The sequence below is a fragment of the Streptomyces sp. CT34 genome (assembly GCF_000805335.1).
Taxonomy (GTDB): Bacteria; Actinomycetota; Actinomycetes; order Streptomycetales; family Streptomycetaceae; genus Streptomyces.
The window spans coordinates 1,410,173-1,426,386 of sequence record NZ_KN708638.1 but is presented as its reverse complement, the minus strand read 5'-3'; the positions used below and the strand labels follow the sequence as shown (position 1 = coordinate 1,426,386).

The following is a 16,214-nucleotide window of genomic DNA, read 5'->3' as shown; positions in this document are numbered from 1 at the left end:
CACGGCGGCGGACGCTGCCTGACTCACCGCGGCCGGGACCGCTTCAGGTCGCCGGTCACGGCTGCCGCACCCCCGGACGCGGTGCGGGACGGGACCCGCAGCGCCCGTGCGCCCACTACCAGGCCGAAGGCCAGCGCCGTGACCAGCATGAAGGAGACGGTCAGTGAGGTCGCCTGGGCGATGCCGCCGATGGCCGAGGGGGCGATCAGGCCGGAGGTGTAGGTGATCGTGGCGACGCCCGCGATGGCCTGGCTCGGGGTGGGGCCGCTGCGCCCGGCGGCGGCGAACGCCAGCGGGACCACGACCGCGACGCCTAGCCCGACCAGGCCGAACCCGGCCGCCGCCATGGCCGGGTGCCGCGCCGCGACGATCAGCAGGCCGCCGGCCGTGGCCAGCGCGCCGCCCGCACGGACCGTGCGCACCGGCCCGAACCGGGCCACCACCTTGTCACCGGCCAGCCGGGCGGCGGCCATCGTGCAGGCGAAGGCGGTGGTGGAGGCGGCGGCCAGGCCCGCGTCGGTGCCCAGCCGGTCGCGGAGGTAGACCGCCGACCAGTCCAGGGCGGAGCCCTCCGCGAAGACCGCGCAGAACCCGACGGCGCCGATGATCAGGGCCGACCTGGGTGGCAGTGCGAAGCGGGGCGGCGGGTGCTCCTCGGGGGTGCTGCGCAGGTCCAGCACGCCCCGGCAGGCGAGCGCGCCGAGCAGGGTGAGGACCAGGGCCGCACCGGCGAGATGCAGCCGGGCGTCGGTTCCGGCGTGTGCGGCGGCGGTGCCGGCCGCCGAGCCGAGCAGTGCCCCGGTGCTCCACATGCCGTGCAGCCCGGACATGATCGGCCGGCCGAGCCGGTCCTCGGTCTCCACGCCCAGCGCGTTCATCGCGACGTCCGCCATGCCCGAACTCGCGCCGTACGCCAGCAGTGCCGGGCACAGCACGAAGACGTCGGGGGAGAGGGCGGGCAGGAGCAGGGACAGCGTCCAGAGGGTGAGCAGGCCGCGCAGCGCGGTGCGGGCGCCGAAGCGATGGCTGATCCGGCCCGCGAGCGGCATCGCCAGCGAGGCGCCGATCGCTGGGAAGGCCAGGGCCAGGCCGAGTTGGCCGGGGGAGATGCCGGTGTGGTCCTGGATCCAGGGGATGCGGGTGGCGAAGCTCCCGGTGACCGCGCCGTGCACGAGGAACACCGCGGCGACGGACCGGCGTGCGCGGCGCAGAACCGGGCGGGGGAGAGGGGTGACGTCGGGACCGCCGTTGTCAGCCATGCGCGGTAAATTATCGGGAACTCCGCCTGGTACTAAGGGAATTATGGCGTGGGGAGGGGAGGGCGACGGGGATTCCGCCATGTGTGCACGGCGCGCGGCGGTCGTCGTCGGCAGGGCCCTGCCGGCCACCGCCCGGCTGTTCAGCGGGCCATCCGCTCCGCCAGGAAGTCCGCGTAGGTCCGCCGCCCGTCCGCGTGGTCCGGTACGAGGTTCGCGCCCCGCCGCAGCGCCGCCATGGTCGCACCGGGCAGCGGCAGCGGGAGCAGCAGCCGGTGCCGGCCGCCCGCCTCAAGGGTCAGGCGGGCCAGCTCCCGGAACCCCAGCGCCTCGGGCCCACCCATGTCCGGGACCCGCCCGGCCGGTGCGCCGAGCGCCAACTCGGCCAGCCGGTCCGCCACTTCTCCCACCTCGACGGGCTGGATGCGGACGCCCGCGGGCACCGGCACCACCGGCGACTTGGCGAGCGCCTTGACGATCCCGAGCACCAGGTTGTGGAACTGCGTCGCCCGCAGCACCGTCCAGCCGACCCCGGACTCCTCGATCAGCCGCTCCACCGCGAGCTTGGTGCGGTAGTAGCCGAGCGGGATCCGGTCCACGCCGACGATCGAGATGTACACCAGGTGCCGGACGCCCGCCCGCCGTACCGCCTCGACCAGCCGCTGTGCCGACTCCTGGTCACCGCCCGTGGGGGTCGTGGCGCAGTGCACGACGGTGTCCACGCCCGCCACCGCGTCCGCCAGGCCGGTGCCGTCGCGCAGGTCGACGGCGTACGACCGCAGCTGCGGTCGCGCGGTGCCAGTATGGGGGCGCCGGCTGAGCGGCCGTACGTGGTGGCCGTCGCGGAGCAGCCGGTCGACCAGGGCGCGGCCGAGCGTGCCCGTGCCGCCGGTGACGAGAATCGTCGCCGTTGTCGCCATCGCGGATCAGTCCTTGAGGTGGGAGAGGGGAAACCGGAGAGACACGGCCCTCATGACGGAACATCGAGGGCGGCTGTGACAGGCGGCGCGCCGGATCTTGTGAGGCAGCCCACAGGGCTTCGCCCGCATGGGTCACGATCACTCGTGGCACACTGGCCCTGTACTGACATAAGAGCAGCAGCGCACTCCGGGGTCGGTGTAATTCCGAACCGGCGGTAACAGTCCGCGACCCGTCCGCAGCCAGCGGCCGGTTGAGCAGGTGGAATTCCTGCACCGACGGTGAAAGTCCGGATGGGAGGCAGTGCGCGGCGGGCGAGCTTCGGTACACCGCCGTCGGCGGCGCGTCCGGTCGTGTTCCGGGCGGGCCTCTTCTCCGGCCCCGGTGTCCCCGTGGCTCCGTTTCCGCTTCTGTCGTCCAGACAGCCCCGGAGTCCGTGCCCTGAGAGGCAGGAGGACCCGGTGGCCACCGCAGCCCCCGTAGAGATCGCGGCGATGCGCCGAGCCATCGAGCTCGCCGCCCGCGGCCTCGGGCACACCAGTCCCAACCCGGTCGTCGGCTGTGTCGTCCTGGACTCCGAGGGCCGTACGGCGGGCGAGGGCTGGCACCGGCGGGCCGGCGGGCCGCACGCCGAGGTGTACGCGCTGCGCGCCGCGGGCGAGCGGGCCCGGGGCGGTACCGCGCTGGTCACCCTGGAACCCTGCAACCACACCGGGCGTACGGGACCGTGCGCCCAGGCGCTGATCGACGCCGGTGTCGCCCGCGTCGTCTACGCCGTCGCCGACCCCAGCCCGACCGCCACCGGCGGCGCCCTGACGCTGGCCGAGGCCGGGATCGAGGTCGAGGGTGGACTGCTCGCCGACGAGGCCGCGGCCGGCAACGAGGCGTGGCTGACCTCGGTGCTGCGCGGGCGCCCGTTCGTGCTGTGGAAGTACGCCGCCACCCTGGACGGCCGGGTCGCCGCCGCCGACGGCACCAGCCGCTGGATCTCCTCGCCCGAGTCGCGGGCCGACGTGCACCGGCTGCGGGCCGCCGCGGACGCGGTGATCGTCGGCTCCGGCACCGCCCGCGCGGACGATCCGCAGCTCGGCGTGCGGATCGCCGGGCTGTCCGACGACGAGATCAGCCGGCCGCTGCGGGTGGTGGTCGACTCCGGCGCCAGCGCCGTCAAGGCCGGCGCCCGCGTGCTGGACGGCACCGCGCCCACCCTGATCGCGGTCGCCGAGGACGCCGACGCGGCCCACCTCGAAGGGCTCGCCCCCATCGTGCGGCTGCCGCGCGCCGCCGAGGGGCGCGGGCTGCACATCCCCGCACTGCTCCAGGCCCTCCACGCGCGCGATGTGCGCTCCGTACTGCTCGAAGGCGGGCCCACGCTCGCCGGCGCCTTCCTGGCCGCCCGCGCCGTCGACAAGGTCGTCGGCTATCTCGCGCCGGTGCTGCTGGGCGCCGGCCCGGCCGCCGTCGGCGACGCCGGAATCACCACCATCGCCGAGGCGTTGCGTCTGGACGTGACCGAGACCGCCCGGCTGGGCCCCGATCTGCGCATCACCGCCACCCCCATTCGCCACTCCCGTCCCGAGGAGAACTGAAGTGTTCACCGGAATCGTCGAAGAACTGGGTGAGGTCGCCGCCATCGAGGACCTCGGTGACGCCGCCCGCTTCCGGCTCCGCGGCCCCGTCGTCACCGAAGGCGCCAGGCACGGGGACTCGATCGCCGTCAACGGCGTCTGTCTGACCGTCGTGGACACCGAAGGCGGGGAGTTCACCGCCGACGTGATGGCCGAGACCCTCAAGCGCTCCAGCCTCGGCGCGCTGTCGACCGGTTCGCGGGTCAACCTGGAGCGCCCGATGGCGCTCGGCGGACGGCTCGGCGGGCACCTCGTCCAGGGCCATGTCGACGGCACCGGCACGATCGTCGAGCGCACCCCGGGTGAACACTGGGAGCTGGTGCGGATCTCGCTGCCCGACCAACTCGCCCGCTACGTCGTCGAGAAGGGCTCCATCACGGTCGACGGCGTCAGCCTCACCGTCGTCGAGGCCGCCGACGACTCCTTCACCATCAGCCTCATCCCGACCACCCTCGCGCTGACCACCCTCGGCCTCAAGCAGACCGGCGACCCGGTCAACCTGGAGGTCGACGTGCTCGCCAAGTATGTGGAGCGGCTGCTCGGCCGGGGTTCCCGGGACACCGGCGTCCTCGCGGAGATCCAGGAGATGGACCGGTGAGCCTCCTGGCCTGGCTGAACGGTCCCGCCTTCACGGCCTTCGGACAGCGCGTCATCTGGTCGGACATGCTCGGCAACACCATCGGGCTGGCCGCCCTCGCGCTCGGCTGGCGGCGCTCCATATGGACCTGGCCCGCCCAGTTCCTCTCCGGCGTCATCCTCGTCGCCGCGTACGCCTCCGCCCATCTCAGCGGCGGCGTCGGCAAGCAACTGCTGGTCATCGGCGTGGCGTTGTGGGGCTGGCGGCAGTGGCAGCGCGGCCGGCAGCAGGCGCAGGACGGCTCCGTCGCCGTACGGTTCGCCGGCCGGCGCGAGCGCGGCATGCTGATCGGCGGCACGGCCGTGGGCACCGCGGCCGTCGGCGGCCTGTTCACCCTGGTCCCCCAGCTGTCCTGGAACCCCTGGCCGGACGCCTACATCTTCGTCGGCACGCTCGCCGCGATGGTCGCGCAGGCCCGCGGTCTGGTCGAGTTCTGGTTCGCCTGGCTGCTGGTCGATCTCGTCGGCGTCCCGCTCGCCTTCAGCAGCGGGCTCGCCTTCTCCGGTCTCGTCTACGTCGTCTATCTCGCCCTCGTCGTGTGGGGCATGCGCGACTGGTGGCTGCGCTCGCGGAGCGCGGACGCCGGTCCGGTCCTGGAAGGAGCTCTGCTGTGAGCGACGCACGCGCGGCCACCGGGCCGCGGCCGACAACGAACGGCACACCTCCGCGCCGCCCGGGCGGAGCAGCTATCGATGGGGTGGGGGCATGACCGCACTGCAGAGCTGGTACGACGAGACCGAGGACGCACCGGTGCTGGATCCCGTGGAGCGCGCGATCGCGGACATCGCCGCCGGCCGGCCGGTCGTCGTGGTGGACGACGAGGACCGGGAGAACGAGGGCGACCTGATCGTCGCGGCGGAGATGGCCACCCCGGAGATCGTCGCGTTCATGATGAGCGAATGCCGCGGACTGATCTGCGCTCCCATGGAGGGCGACGAGCTGGACCGGCTGGAACTCCCGCAGATGGTCGACCGGAACACCGAGGCGATGAGCACCGCGTTCACCGTCTCCGTGGACGCGTCCGCCGCGCACGGCGTCAGCACCGGCATCTCCGCCGCCGACCGCGCCACCACCCTGCGGCTGCTCGCCTCCGGTACGGCGGCCCCGGCCGACTTCGTACGGCCCGGCCACATCTTCCCGCTGCGCGCCCGGCCCGGCGGCGTACTGGTCCGCAACGGCCACACCGAGGCCGGGGTCGACCTCGCCCGGCTGGCCGGACTGCGCCCGGCCGCCGCCATCGTGGAGATCGCCGGCGAGGACGGCACCATGCTGCGGCTGCCCGAACTGGTCCCGTTCGCCCGCAAGCACGGCCTGGCGATCATCTCCATCGAGGACCTGATCGCCTACCGCCGGTCGTCCGAACCCACCGTCCGCCGCGAGGCCGAGACCCGGCTGCCCACCGCGCACGGCGAGTTCACCGCGTACGGCTACCGCTCCGCGGTCGACGGCGTCGAGCACATCGCGCTGGTCGCCGGCGACCTCGGCGACGGCGAGGACGTCCTGGTCCGGGTGCACTCCGAGTGCCTGACCGGTGATGTCTTCCACTCGCTGCGCTGCGACTGCGGGCCCCAGCTGGACGCCTCGCTGCGGCGGATCACCGAGGCCGGCCGCGGCGTGGTCATCTACCTGCGCGGCCACGAAGGGCGCGGCATCGGGCTGCTGTCCAAGCTGCGCGCCTACGAGCTCCAGGAGCGCGGCCGGGACACCCTCGACGCCAATCTGGAGCTCGGACTGCCCGCCGACTCGCGGGACTACGGCGCCGGCGCACAGATGCTCCGGGACCTCGGCGTGCGCTCGCTGCGCCTGATGACCAACAACCCCGAGAAGACCGCCGCCCTGGTCCGGCACGGCCTCGAGGTCACCGGCCGCGAGCCGATGCCCGTCCAGGCCGGCGAGCACAACCTGCGGTATCTGCGCACCAAGCGCGACCGGATGGGGCACGACCTGCCCTGGCTGCCCGGTGCAGGCACCGGCTCCACCGGAGCGGCCGGCGCCGCGCCCCCTGATGGCGCGGCCACCTGCGGCAACCAGTAACCACCGTCAGCCAGATCCAGCACCATCACCCGTACGAGGAGAACCGTGAGCGGCAAGGGCGCACCCGAACTGACCGTGAAGAACTGTGGCGACCTGCGGGTGGCCGTGATCGCCGCGCAGTGGCACCAGCAGGTCATGGACGGCCTGGTGGACGGCGCGCTGCGCGCCCTCGCCGAGCTGGGCATCGACGAGCCGACGCTGCTGCGGGTGCCCGGCGCGTTCGAGCTGCCGGTGGTGGCCAAGGTGCTGGCCGGCCGCGGCTACGACGCGGTGGTCGCCCTCGGCGTGGTCATCAAGGGCGGCACCCCGCACTTCGACTATGTGTGCCAGGGCGTGACCCAGGGCCTGACCCAGGTCTCCGTGGACACCGGCGTACCGGTCGGCTTCGGGGTGCTGACCTGCGACACCGAGCAGCAGGCGCTGGACCGCGCGGGCCTGCCGGGGTCCGCCGAGGACAAGGGCCACGAAGCGGTCACCGCCGCGGTCGCCACCGCCGCCACCCTGCGCACCGTCTCGGAGCCCTGGCGCTGAGTGCCCGCCCGTCTCCCACCACCGCCCTTCATACGAGGCGCTGCGCGCCGCCCGCCCGTCGCCCGCCGCCACCCTTCGTACGAGGCGCTGCGCGCCGCTGTGACTGCACCGCGTAGGGTAGGCGGCATCATGTCCAAGAAGACGTTCGAGGAGCTCTTCGCCGAGCTCCAGCAGAAGGCCGCCACCGGCGACCCGGCCACCTCCCGCACCGCCGAGCTGGTGCAGGCGGGTGTCCATACGATCGGCAAGAAGGTCGTCGAAGAGGCCGCCGAGGTGTGGATGGCCGCGGAGCACGAGTCCGACGAGGCCGCCGCCGAGGAGATCTCCCAGCTCCTCTACCACCTTCAGGTGATGATGATCGCCAAAGGCATCTCCCTCGACGACGTCTACGCCCACCTCTGATCCAGCCCCCAGCTCCTCCGCCAACTCCCTTTAGCTGCAAAGGAATTCGCTCTCATGCTGCGCATCGCTGTCCCCAACAAGGGTTCACTGTCCGAGCCTGCGTCGGCGATGCTGCATGAGGCCGGCTACCGCCAGCGCAAGGACCGCAGGGAACTGGTCCTGGTCGACGCGGAGAACGAGGTCGAGTTCTTCTTCCTGCGCCCCCGCGACATCGCCGTCTACGTCGGCTCCGGCAAGCTCGACATCGGCATCACCGGCCGCGACCTGCTGCTGGACTCCGGTTCGCCGGCCGAGGAGATCCTCCAGCTCGGCTTCGCCGGCTCGACGTTCCGCTACGCCACCCGCCCCGGCACCGCCAAGGACGTCGGCGAGTTCGGCGGCATGACCATCGCCACCTCCTTCTCCGGCCTGGTCACCCGGCACCTCGCCGACCACGGCGTGGACGCCTCCGTCGTCCACCTCGACGGCGCCGTCGAGACCGCCATCCAGCTCGGCGTCGCCGAGATCATCGCGGATGTCGTCGAGACCGGCACCACCCTGCGCAACGCCGGCCTGGAGATCATCGGCGAGCCCATCCTGAAGTCCGAGGCCGTGGTCATCCGCGGTACCGGCGCACCCGACGACGACCCGAAGGTGCGCCAGTTCCTGCGCCGGATGCAGGGCGTTCTGGTGGCCCGCCGGTACGTGATGATGGATTACGACATCCGGGTCGAACAGGTCGAAAAGGCCGTCGCGCTCACCCCCGGACTGGAGTCGCCGACCGTCTCCCCGCTGCACCACGAGGGCTGGGTCGCGGTCCGCTCGATGGTCCCGTCCAAGGACGCCCAGCGCATCATGGACGAGCTCTACGACCTCGGCGCCCGCGCGATCCTGACCACCGGCATCCACGCCTGCCGGCTCTGACGCACCGCCGCACGCCCGCACCCCCGGCCGCCTCTCGCACACCCTGACGGAAGACCACACGTGTCCGCGCCCGCCTCGCCCGCCGCCTCCCCGCCCGGCCTCCCGGTGACCTTCCGGCCGTCCCGCACCAGGGCCGTGCTGTACGCCGTCGGCATCGCCCAGCTCGCCGCCCTCGTGGTGATCGCGCTGCTGCTGCCGAAGCTGAGCGGCGGCGAGCGGATGAGCTTCGTCGCGGTCGGCGTCCTGGTGGCCGCCGTCCTCCTGCTGCTCGCCCGCCCCAAGGTGGTCGCGCGGCCGGAGGGCATCACCGTCGTCAACCTCACCACCAAGCGCGAACTGGCCTGGGCCCAGGTCGTGCGCGTCAACCTCCGGGCCGGCGACCCGTGGGTCCATCTGGACCTCGCCGACGGCACCAGCCTGCCCGCGATGGGAATCCAGCCCGGTATCGCGAAGGACCAGGCCATCCGGGACGCCCGCGCGCTGCGCGACCTCGCCGAGAGCTGGGGTGCCGTCGACCACACGGCCGGATGAGCCTGCCCTGACGCGGGCGCCGCTGTTTACTCTGTTCTCCGGGATGCGCCCCGCACCCCGCCCCTCAGTGGGACCACGACAACCCGAGGAGTGACTCCCTCCGGCAATGGACGGATCGTCCTGTAGTACCTGCGCCGCCCCTCCCCAACCCCCGTATACGACGGAGGCGGCGGCATGACCGGCCCCTTGCTCCTGCTCGCGGCGGCACTCGCGCTGATCCTGGCCAACGGCTTCTTCGTGGCCGCAGAGTTCGGCCTCGTCACCGTCGAGAAGGCGGACGCCGAACGGGCCGCGGCCGGCGGCGACCGCCGCGCCGGCACCGTCGTCTCCGCCCTCCGCGAACTCTCCTTCCAGCTCTCCGGCACCCAACTGGGCATCACCATCACCTCGTTGGTGGTCGGTATGCTCGCCGAGCCGGCGCTGGCCCGGCTCCTGTCAGGACCGCTGCACGCCACCGGCCTGCCCGCGGGAGCGGTTCCCGGCATCGCCGTCGTCATAGGCATGCTGCTGGCCTCCGCCGTCCAGATGGTCGTCGGCGAGCTGGTGCCCAAGAACTGGGCGGTCTCCAGGCCGCTCCAGGTGGCCCGCTTCGTCGCCGGCCCGCAGGACGCCTTCTCCCGCTTCTTCCGGCCGGTGATCACCCTGCTGAACACCGTCGCCAACCGCCTGGTCCGCGCCCTGGGCGTGGAGCCCACCGACGAGCTGGCCTCCGCCCGCACCCCCGGCGAGCTGGTCTCGCTGGCCCGGCACTCCGCCCGGGCCGGCGCCATCGAACAGGACACCGCGGACCTGTTCGTACGCACCCTCTCGCTCGGCGACCTCACCGCGGAGAACGTGATGACCCCCCGCGTACGGGTCAGCGCCCTCCAGTCGACCGCGACCGCCGAGGACGTCGTCAACCTCACCCGTGCCACCGGGCTCTCCCGCTTTCCCGTCTACCGCACCCGGCTGGACGAGATCGTCGGCATGGTCCACCTCAAGGACGCGCTCGCCGTCCCGGCCGAGGACCGGCTGCGCACCCCGGCGCTGCGGATAGCGGTACCGCCGCTGCTGGTGCCCGAGACGCTCCCGGTGCAGCCGCTGCTGGAACGGCTGCGCAGCGAGCAGCCGATCGCCGTGGTCGTCGACGAGTACGGCGGCACCGCCGGCGTGGTGACCCTGGAGGACATCATCGAGGAACTCGTCGGCGAGGTCCGCGACGAGCACGACCGGGTCGACCTGCCCGAACTGGGCCAGGCCCCGGCCGAGGACGGCCGCCCCGCGTGGGACGCCGACGGCGGCTGCCGGGTCGACACCCTGCGGCGGATCGGCCTGGACGCCCCGGAGGGCCCGTACGAGACGGTGGCGGGGCTGGTCGCGCACATACTCGGCCGGATCCCGGCGCCCGGCGACACCGCGGAACTGGACGGCTGGCGGCTGCGGGTGCGGCTGGTCTCGCACCCCCGCGCCGAGCGGATAAGGCTGGTACGGAGGGCCCCCGCCGTCGAGAAGCCCCGGGAGCCCGTCGCGGCCGGTGCGGAGGTGGCCCGATGACCGTGGCCCAACTCCTCTTCGCGGCGCTGCTCGTGCTCGCCAACGGCTTCTTCGTCGGGGCCGAGTTCGCCCTGGTGTCGGTACGCCGCAGCCAGATCGAGCCGCTGGCCACCCTGGGCTCCAAGCGGGCCCGCCGGGTGCTGCACGGCCTGGAGAACCTGCCGCAGATGATGGCCGCCGCCCAGTTCGGCATCACCGTCTGCTCCCTGACCCTTGGCGCGGTCGCCGAGCCGACCGTCGCGCACCTGCTGGAGCCGGTGTTCGCGGCCGTCCGGCTGCCCCAGGCGCTGATCCATCCGCTCGGCTACGTCATCGCCCTCGCCCTGGTGGTCTTCCTCCACCTGGTCATCGGCGAGATGGTCCCCAAGAACCTGGCCATGGCCGCGCCGGAGAGGACCGCCCTGTGGTTCAGCCCGGGACTGGTCGCCTTCGCCCGGCTGTGCCGCCCGGTCACCGCGCTGTTCGGCGCACTGGCCCACGGGGTGCTGCGGCTCTTCCGGGTCGAGCCGAAGGACGAGGTGGAGGCGGTCTTCACCAGTGAGCAGCTGACCCATCTCGTCGAGGACTCCGGGCAGGCGGGCCTGCTGGACCCCGTCGAGCAGGAGCGGTTGTCCGACGCCCTGGAGCTCGGCAGCCGTCCGGTCACGGACGTCCTGCTCGACCGGGCCGGGCTGTTCACCGTCGACCCGACCGTGACGCCCCGCCAGGTGGAGGAGCTGACCGTCAGGACCGGCTTCTCCCGCTTCCCGGTGTGCGCCCCCGGCGGCACGTACATGGGCTATCTGCACGTCAAGGACGTGCTCGACCTGGAGGACCGGGACCGGGCGGTGCCGCAGCGCATCTGGCACCCGATGACCACCCTCCGCGCCGAACTGCCTCTGGACGACGCGCTGACCGCGATGCGCCGGGCCGCCTCCCATCTGGCGGCGGTGGCCGATCCGGCCGGGCGGGTGCTCGGCCTGGTGGCGCTGGAGGACGTCCTGGAGATGCTGGTCGGCGAGATGCGCGATCCGGCGCACCGGACCGGTCCGGCGGCGGCCGGCGCGGCGCCGCGGAACGAGCGGGTCGGCGAACCGCGTGAGGGCCTGCCGCGGCCGGCGGGGGGCCCGGCGCTGGCCGGCTGACCGGCCACCGGGCGCGCGCCGGCCGACGTTTCGGGCCGGCGCGCGCCCCTGTGACGCCAGGCCCTGTCGTCACACTCCCGTCGTCCGCCCGATGGGCGGGCCGGGCGTGTCCGGTGCGGCGGGAGCGCGTGCGGGGCGTGGGCCGGCAGGCGGCAGTTCGACGACCGGGCCTACAGGTCCAGCCCCTTCGGCGGTGCCTGCGGGCCCGGCCCGCGGCCGGACAGCACCTCGCCGTACGCCTGCATCAGGTCCGGCAGCCGGAGGGTGGCGAGGTCGTCGCGGGTCGGGGTGCCCGGCCACATGGACAGCCGCAGATCGCGGTAGGCGCAGCTCTTCTCGTAAAGGGTGCGCAGGAAGCGGCCGTTGCCCAGCTCGTCGATCCAGCCCTGCTCGACGACATGGCCGTTGATGCTGCACAGCTCGTCGCGGGCCTCCTCGTCCCAGTGGTCGCCGTTCTCCTCGGCCAGCACCTCGCCGATCCTGGTCAGTTCCAGCGGCCGGTAGCTGGGGAAGTCGACGCGGCTGGTGAAACGGGACGACAGGCCGGGGTTGGCGGCGAGCAGCCGGTCCATGCCCTCGGGGTAGCCGGCGAGGATCACCACCAGCCGGTCGCGGTTGTCCTCGGCGCGCTTGAGCAGCACCTGGAGGGCCTCGTCGCCGTAGGCGTCGCCCTTGCTGTAGCCGGAGTTGGACAGGCTGTACGCCTCGTCGACGAAGAGCACCCCGCCCAGCGCCGAGTCGATCAGCTCGTTCGCCTTGACCGCGGTCTGTCCCAGGAACTCGCCGACCAGGTCGGCCCGTTGGGCCTCCACGAGATGGTCGCCGCCGAGCAGCCCGAGCGCGTAGAAGACCCGGCCGAGTATCCGGGCCACGGTCGTCTTGCCGGTGCCCGAGGGGCCGGAGAAGACGAAGTGCCGCTTCGGGGGCGCCACCGGCAGCCCCTGGCTCGCCCGCAGCCGCGCCATCCGCAACTGCGCCGACAGCGCCCGCACCTGCCGTTTGACCGGCTCCATGCCGACCATCCGCTCCAGTTCGGCCAGCGCCCGCTCCAGCAGCACCGGGTCGGCGGGGCCGGCGGGCAGCCGCTCGGCGCCGCGCCGCCCCGGCATCGCGGACTTGACCCGGGCCGCGGTCTCGCCCCCGGCCGGCTCGCCCTCCGGCCCGTCCGCCTCCCCGGCCACCAGCAGCTCACGACCGTCGACCGGATCGAGCGGGGCCAGCGGGTCGAGATCGCCGGCGGCCTCCTGGACCGGGCCCGCGGCGGAGACCGCCGCGAGATCGGCGCCCTCGTCCAGTCCGTCCGCCTCCGCTATGGCGGCCAGCCGGGCCGCGGTGTCCATGAACGCGGGGTCGACCCGGTGCACCGCCCGGTAGAGGGGGAGCGCCGCGGCGCTGCGACCGGTGCCCTCATGGGCGCGGGCGAGCCAGTAGCGCAGCTCCTTGCGCTGCGGCTGCTCGCTGCGGCAGCGCATCAGCGCGGCGGACAGCAGCGGTTCGGCCTGCCCGTACATCTCCAGCCGCACCCGCGCCATCCCGCCGAACAGCCCGGCCTCGATGCCCAGCACCGGATCGCCCAGCAGCGGTTCGGTGTGCCGTACGAGCTGGTCCCAGTCCTTGACGAGGTAGGCGCGGCAGGCGTGCAGAAAGCGGACCTGGGGGTCGGTGTCCACCGGCGGGCAGCCGGCCAGCGCCTGGTCCAGCTCGGCGACATGGCGGCCGTCGAGCCAGTGGGAGGCGTGCGCCAGCAGCAGGTCGCGGCCGGTCTCCAGCACCGGCTGGCCCCCCCAGCCCAGCCAGTACCAGGAGTTGAGGGTGCGTCGGTGGCGGGCGCGCTGCTCGCCGAAGCGGTGGCGGTGCTGGTGCATCCGCAGCAGGGCCATGGAGGTGTCGGCGCGCAGCGCGTGTAATCCGAGCCAGGCATCGGCCATCGTCGGATCGAGCCGTACCGCGGCCCGGAACTCCTCCTCGGCCTGGGGGTAGGCGCCCACGGTGTAGGCGTCGACCGCGCGCAGCCAGGCGAGTTCGGCCGGGGCGGGCGAAACCTGAGTGCCGACATCCATCCCGTCCCCCTACAAAACGTCCCCCCGTGGTGTACCACCGGACGTGTGCCGGGCCGTGGGACCGGGGCCTGGCCGGCCCTGGCCGAACCTGCCTGCGGCGGGCGGGAGTTGCCGTCACCGCGCAGCTCGGTGCGGATCCTGCGGTGGCACAGACTCGCATCGTACCTGCGCTGTCGGTGCAGGTCGTAGAGGGCCGCACGGGGCAGAAGCGGGGGCGCGGAAGGGGGCGCATCGGCGTGAAGGATGCGGTGACCCTGGGTGAGGGAGACGCCGCGCGACGGGGGCGGCGGATGGGATTCCGCACAGAACGAAGCCCCCGATCACGGGGGAACAACCGGGGGCTTCGCGTCTGCGGGCGGTCCGTTGAACCGCACATTGAGAACGTAAGTCCTGTACGCCCCCCAGGTCAAGCCGAGTTGGCGGACTCGGCGGGTCCCGGTCGGCGATGCTCGGCGTGTCCGCCACGGTCGGCTACCCAGCGTGAAATCCGGGCCCGGTCATGGCCGCGTGGCGGGCCCCACGAGTACCTCATACCCCAACTGCCCCTGGTGCACCAGCAGATCGGCGTAGGGGCGCGAAGCGTCCGCCGCGAAGTGCGCCCGCTCCGCCGGAATCCAGCCATCCCAGAACGCGGACAGCCCCGGCCCGTCGCGGAGTTGACCCCGTTCCCATGAATGCTCGCTCGCCAGTTCCATCCACAGCAGGCACGCCAGATACGGCCGCAGCGCCCGCCGCCCGGCGCCCACGCCCTCCACCAGGACCACCGGGGCCGGTGGCAGTTCCCGCACCGTCGCGAACTCCCGGCGCACCCAGTCGTAGATCCCGTAGTGCGCCGGCTCGCCCCGGGACAGCGGTGTCAGCAGCTGCTCGCGGAACCGGTCGCTCCAGGCGAACAGCTCCTCATGCGTCGCCAGGTCGTCGGTGTGCACCACCGGCGCCCCGCCCAGCGCCGCGGCCAGCCGGCCGGCGAAGGTGGTCTTGCCGGACCCGGCGTGCCCGTCCACCGCGACCAGCCGCACCGGTCCGCAGGACGGCGGAAGGGTGTGCAGCCGGGCGGCGAGCGAGGTCAGCGCGGGGTCCATGCGGTCAGCGTACGTCAGTGGTCCACACCAATATTCGTGCCGCGACGCGCGCCGGACCGGCTTCCGAAGGCCAGGTGGAACGGAGATAGTTGACCCCTGCTGACATGCACGTGCCCGAACACCGCTCGGTACCGACGCCGCCATCCGCTCGACACATCCGACTGGGGGACCTCACATGACCAGCTCCGCGCCCCGGCGCACCGTCCTGGCCGCCGCGCTCGCCGCCGCGGCGGGCGCCGCCGCCCCCCTGGCACGGGCCGCCTTCGCGCCCGGCCCGGCGGCCCCGCCCGCCGCCACCACGCCCGAAGCCGCCGCCCCACACCGACCGAAGAGCCTCGTGGACTATCACGCCTGGACCACCGCAGCCGACTGGCACCATGGCCGGAGCGCCGGCGCCACCGTCCTGCACGGGCCCCGCCCCGGCGTCCGGATCGGCCGAGCCGCCGGCATCGCCGTCTACCACGACCCGCACACCGGCAGGGCCGCCCCCTGGGAGTACGCCACCTGGACCGGGCCGGCGCACCGCCTCGCGGTCCCCGCGACCGAGGTCGTCGCCTCCTGGAACGCGCACACCCCGGCCGGGACCTGGATCGCCGTCGAACTGCGCGGCACCTACGGCGACGGCGGCCACACGCCCTGGTACGTGATGGGCCGCTGGACGGCCGGCGACGGGGAGGCCGACATCCGGCGCACCTCCGTCGACGGCCAGAAGGACGGCAGGAGCAGCATCTCCACCGACACGTTCGCCATCGACACCCCGTCGAGCGGTCTGCGCCTGGTCTCCTACCAGCTCCGGCTCACCCTCTACCGCAGGCCCGGCACCCCGCTCACCCCCACCGTCTGGCGGCTGGGCGCGATGGGCTCGGCCATCCCCGACCGCTTCGGGGTGCCGGCCTCCACGCCCTGCCTCGTCGGCCGCGAACTCCGCGTCCCCCGCTACTCGCAGGAGATCCACAAGGGCCAGTACCCCGAGTACGACAACGGGGGAGAGGCGTGGTGCAGCCCCACCTCGTCCGAGATGATCATCGAGTACTGGGGCCGCCGGCCCACCCGCGAGCAGCTCGCCTGGGTCGACCCCGGCTACGCCGACCCCCAGGTCTGCAACGCCGCCCGGCACACCTTCGACTACCAGTACAAGGGCTGCGGCAACTGGCCCTTCAACGCCGCCTACGCCGCCACCTACCGCGACATGCAGTCCGTCGTCACCCGCCTCGCCTCGCTCAACGACATCGAGCGCCTGGTCCATGCGGGCATCCCCGTCATCACCTCGCAGTCCTTCGTGAAGAAGGAACTCGACGGCGCCGGCTACGGCACCGCCGGCCACCTGATGACCGTCATCGGCTTCACCAGGGCCGGCGATGTCATCGCCAACGACCCGGCGTCCCCGAGCGACCCGGCCGTCCGCCGCGTCTACAAGCGCCGGCAGTTCGAGAACATCTGGCTCCGCACGAAGCGCCACGACGACAAAGGCAAGGTCAAGAGCGGTTCCGGAGGGGTCTGCTACCTCTACTTCCCGGCCCGCCCGGCGCCGACGCAGCGGCGGGTGCTGGCGGAGCTGGGGATCCGCTGAGCGGC

15 protein-coding genes and 1 riboswitch are annotated in these 16,214 nt (G+C 73.3%); of the genes, 11 read left to right on the top strand and 4 right to left on the bottom strand.

From position 1 onward, the window contains the following. Positions 1–23: 23 nt before the first annotated feature. Together RZ84_RS06400 and RZ84_RS06395 are read right to left on the bottom strand one after the other, a co-directional pair. On the bottom strand, positions 24–1,259 hold the full coding sequence (locus tag RZ84_RS06400; RefSeq protein ID WP_043263458.1) for an MFS transporter: 1,236 nt from the start codon (positions 1,257–1,259) through the stop codon (positions 24–26). 140 nt (positions 1,260–1,399) lie between these two features. Then, the gene (locus RZ84_RS06395; protein ID WP_043263457.1) at positions 1,400–2,176 is read right to left on the bottom strand and encodes an SDR family oxidoreductase; all 777 of its coding nucleotides are present in this window, start codon (positions 2,174–2,176) and stop codon (positions 1,400–1,402) included. A gap of 178 nt (positions 2,177–2,354) precedes the next feature. Then, a riboswitch (FMN riboswitch) is annotated at positions 2,355–2,485 on the top strand. Positions 2,486–2,635: 150 nt separating this feature from the next. Here RZ84_RS06395 and ribD point away from each other — a divergent pair. The 10 genes from ribD (at position 2,636) to RZ84_RS06345 (ending at position 11,497) form a co-directional block, all read left to right on the top strand. Then, positions 2,636–3,763 carry a bifunctional diaminohydroxyphosphoribosylaminopyrimidine deaminase/5-amino-6-(5-phosphoribosylamino)uracil reductase RibD gene (ribD, locus tag RZ84_RS06390; protein ID WP_043263456.1) on the top strand — a complete coding sequence of 376 codons (1,128 nt, stop codon included), beginning with the start codon at positions 2,636–2,638 and terminating at the stop codon, positions 3,761–3,763. 1 nt (position 3,764) lies between these two features. Beyond that, complete coding sequence (locus RZ84_RS06385) at positions 3,765–4,400, top strand: riboflavin synthase (RefSeq protein ID WP_043263455.1); 636 nt, start codon at positions 3,765–3,767, stop codon at positions 4,398–4,400. Next, entirely contained in the window at positions 4,397–5,053 is a 657-nt protein-coding gene (locus RZ84_RS06380; RefSeq protein WP_043263454.1) for a nicotinamide mononucleotide transporter family protein, read from the top strand. Before RZ84_RS06385 ends, RZ84_RS06380 begins: the two co-directional genes overlap by 4 nt. 91 nt (positions 5,054–5,144) lie before the next feature. Further along, on the top strand, positions 5,145–6,473 hold the full coding sequence (locus tag RZ84_RS06375; protein WP_043263453.1) for a bifunctional 3,4-dihydroxy-2-butanone-4-phosphate synthase/GTP cyclohydrolase II: 1,329 nt from the start codon (positions 5,145–5,147) through the stop codon (positions 6,471–6,473). 45 nt (positions 6,474–6,518) lie between these two features. Beyond that, positions 6,519–7,004: a 6,7-dimethyl-8-ribityllumazine synthase gene (gene ribH / locus RZ84_RS06370; RefSeq protein ID WP_043263452.1), complete on the top strand. Its 486-nt coding sequence runs from the start codon at positions 6,519–6,521 to the stop codon at positions 7,002–7,004. Between the two features lie 129 nt (positions 7,005–7,133). After that, positions 7,134–7,406 carry a phosphoribosyl-ATP diphosphatase gene (locus RZ84_RS06365; RefSeq protein WP_043263451.1) on the top strand — a complete coding sequence of 91 codons (273 nt, stop codon included), beginning with the start codon at positions 7,134–7,136 and terminating at the stop codon, positions 7,404–7,406. Positions 7,407–7,460: 54 nt separating this feature from the next. Next, complete coding sequence (hisG, locus tag RZ84_RS06360; protein ID WP_043263450.1) at positions 7,461–8,309, top strand: ATP phosphoribosyltransferase; 849 nt, start codon at positions 7,461–7,463, stop codon at positions 8,307–8,309. A 60-nt stretch (positions 8,310–8,369) separates the two neighbouring features. Then, positions 8,370–8,840, top strand: a complete 471-nt coding sequence (locus RZ84_RS06355; RefSeq protein WP_043263449.1) for a PH domain-containing protein — start codon at positions 8,370–8,372, stop codon at positions 8,838–8,840. Positions 8,841–9,014: 174 nt separating this feature from the next. Continuing rightward, positions 9,015–10,373, top strand: coding sequence for a hemolysin family protein (locus RZ84_RS06350; protein WP_043263448.1), 1,359 nt, complete (start codon positions 9,015–9,017; stop codon positions 10,371–10,373). Further along, on the top strand, positions 10,370–11,497 hold the full coding sequence (locus RZ84_RS06345) for a hemolysin family protein (protein ID WP_043263447.1): 1,128 nt from the start codon (positions 10,370–10,372) through the stop codon (positions 11,495–11,497). The genes RZ84_RS06350 and RZ84_RS06345 overlap by 4 nt, the downstream gene beginning before the upstream one ends. Positions 11,498–11,667: 170 nt before the next feature. Here the strand turns inward: RZ84_RS06345 and RZ84_RS06340 are convergent, their stop codons facing one another. After that, positions 11,668–13,557 carry an AAA family ATPase gene (locus RZ84_RS06340; RefSeq protein ID WP_043263446.1) on the bottom strand — a complete coding sequence of 630 codons (1,890 nt, stop codon included), beginning with the start codon at positions 13,555–13,557 and terminating at the stop codon, positions 11,668–11,670. A 497-nt stretch (positions 13,558–14,054) separates the two neighbouring features. Further along, a complete protein-coding gene (locus RZ84_RS06335) occupies positions 14,055–14,639 on the bottom strand; it encodes a uridine kinase family protein (protein ID WP_043263445.1) in 585 nt (194 codons plus the stop codon). Between the two features lie 175 nt (positions 14,640–14,814). Here RZ84_RS06335 and RZ84_RS06330 point away from each other — a divergent pair, with 175 nt between their 5' ends. Continuing rightward, complete coding sequence (locus RZ84_RS06330; protein ID WP_043263444.1) at positions 14,815–16,209, top strand: peptidase C39 family protein; 1,395 nt, start codon at positions 14,815–14,817, stop codon at positions 16,207–16,209. Positions 16,210–16,214 lie beyond the last annotated feature (5 nt).

Excerpts from the sequence above, each read along its gene's own strand:
- RZ84_RS06400 (WP_043263458.1), bottom strand. The coding sequence starts at position 1,259 with ATGGCTGACAACGGCGGTCCCGACGTCACCCCTCTCCCCCGCCCGGTT.
- RZ84_RS06395 (WP_043263457.1), bottom strand. The coding sequence starts at position 2,176 with ATGGCGACAACGGCGACGATTCTCGTCACCGGCGGCACGGGCACGCTC.
- RZ84_RS06375 (WP_043263453.1), top strand. The coding sequence starts at position 5,145 with ATGACCGCACTGCAGAGCTGGTACGACGAGACCGAGGACGCACCGGTG.
- RZ84_RS06365 (WP_043263451.1), top strand. The coding sequence starts at position 7,134 with ATGTCCAAGAAGACGTTCGAGGAGCTCTTCGCCGAGCTCCAGCAGAAG.
- hisG (WP_043263450.1), top strand. The coding sequence starts at position 7,461 with ATGCTGCGCATCGCTGTCCCCAACAAGGGTTCACTGTCCGAGCCTGCG.
- RZ84_RS06350 (WP_043263448.1), top strand. The coding sequence starts at position 9,015 with ATGACCGGCCCCTTGCTCCTGCTCGCGGCGGCACTCGCGCTGATCCTG.
- RZ84_RS06345 (WP_043263447.1), top strand. The coding sequence starts at position 10,370 with ATGACCGTGGCCCAACTCCTCTTCGCGGCGCTGCTCGTGCTCGCCAAC.
- RZ84_RS06340 (WP_043263446.1), bottom strand. The coding sequence starts at position 13,557 with ATGGATGTCGGCACTCAGGTTTCGCCCGCCCCGGCCGAACTCGCCTGG.
- RZ84_RS06335 (WP_043263445.1), bottom strand. The coding sequence starts at position 14,639 with ATGGACCCCGCGCTGACCTCGCTCGCCGCCCGGCTGCACACCCTTCCG.
- RZ84_RS06330 (WP_043263444.1), top strand. The coding sequence starts at position 14,815 with ATGACCAGCTCCGCGCCCCGGCGCACCGTCCTGGCCGCCGCGCTCGCC.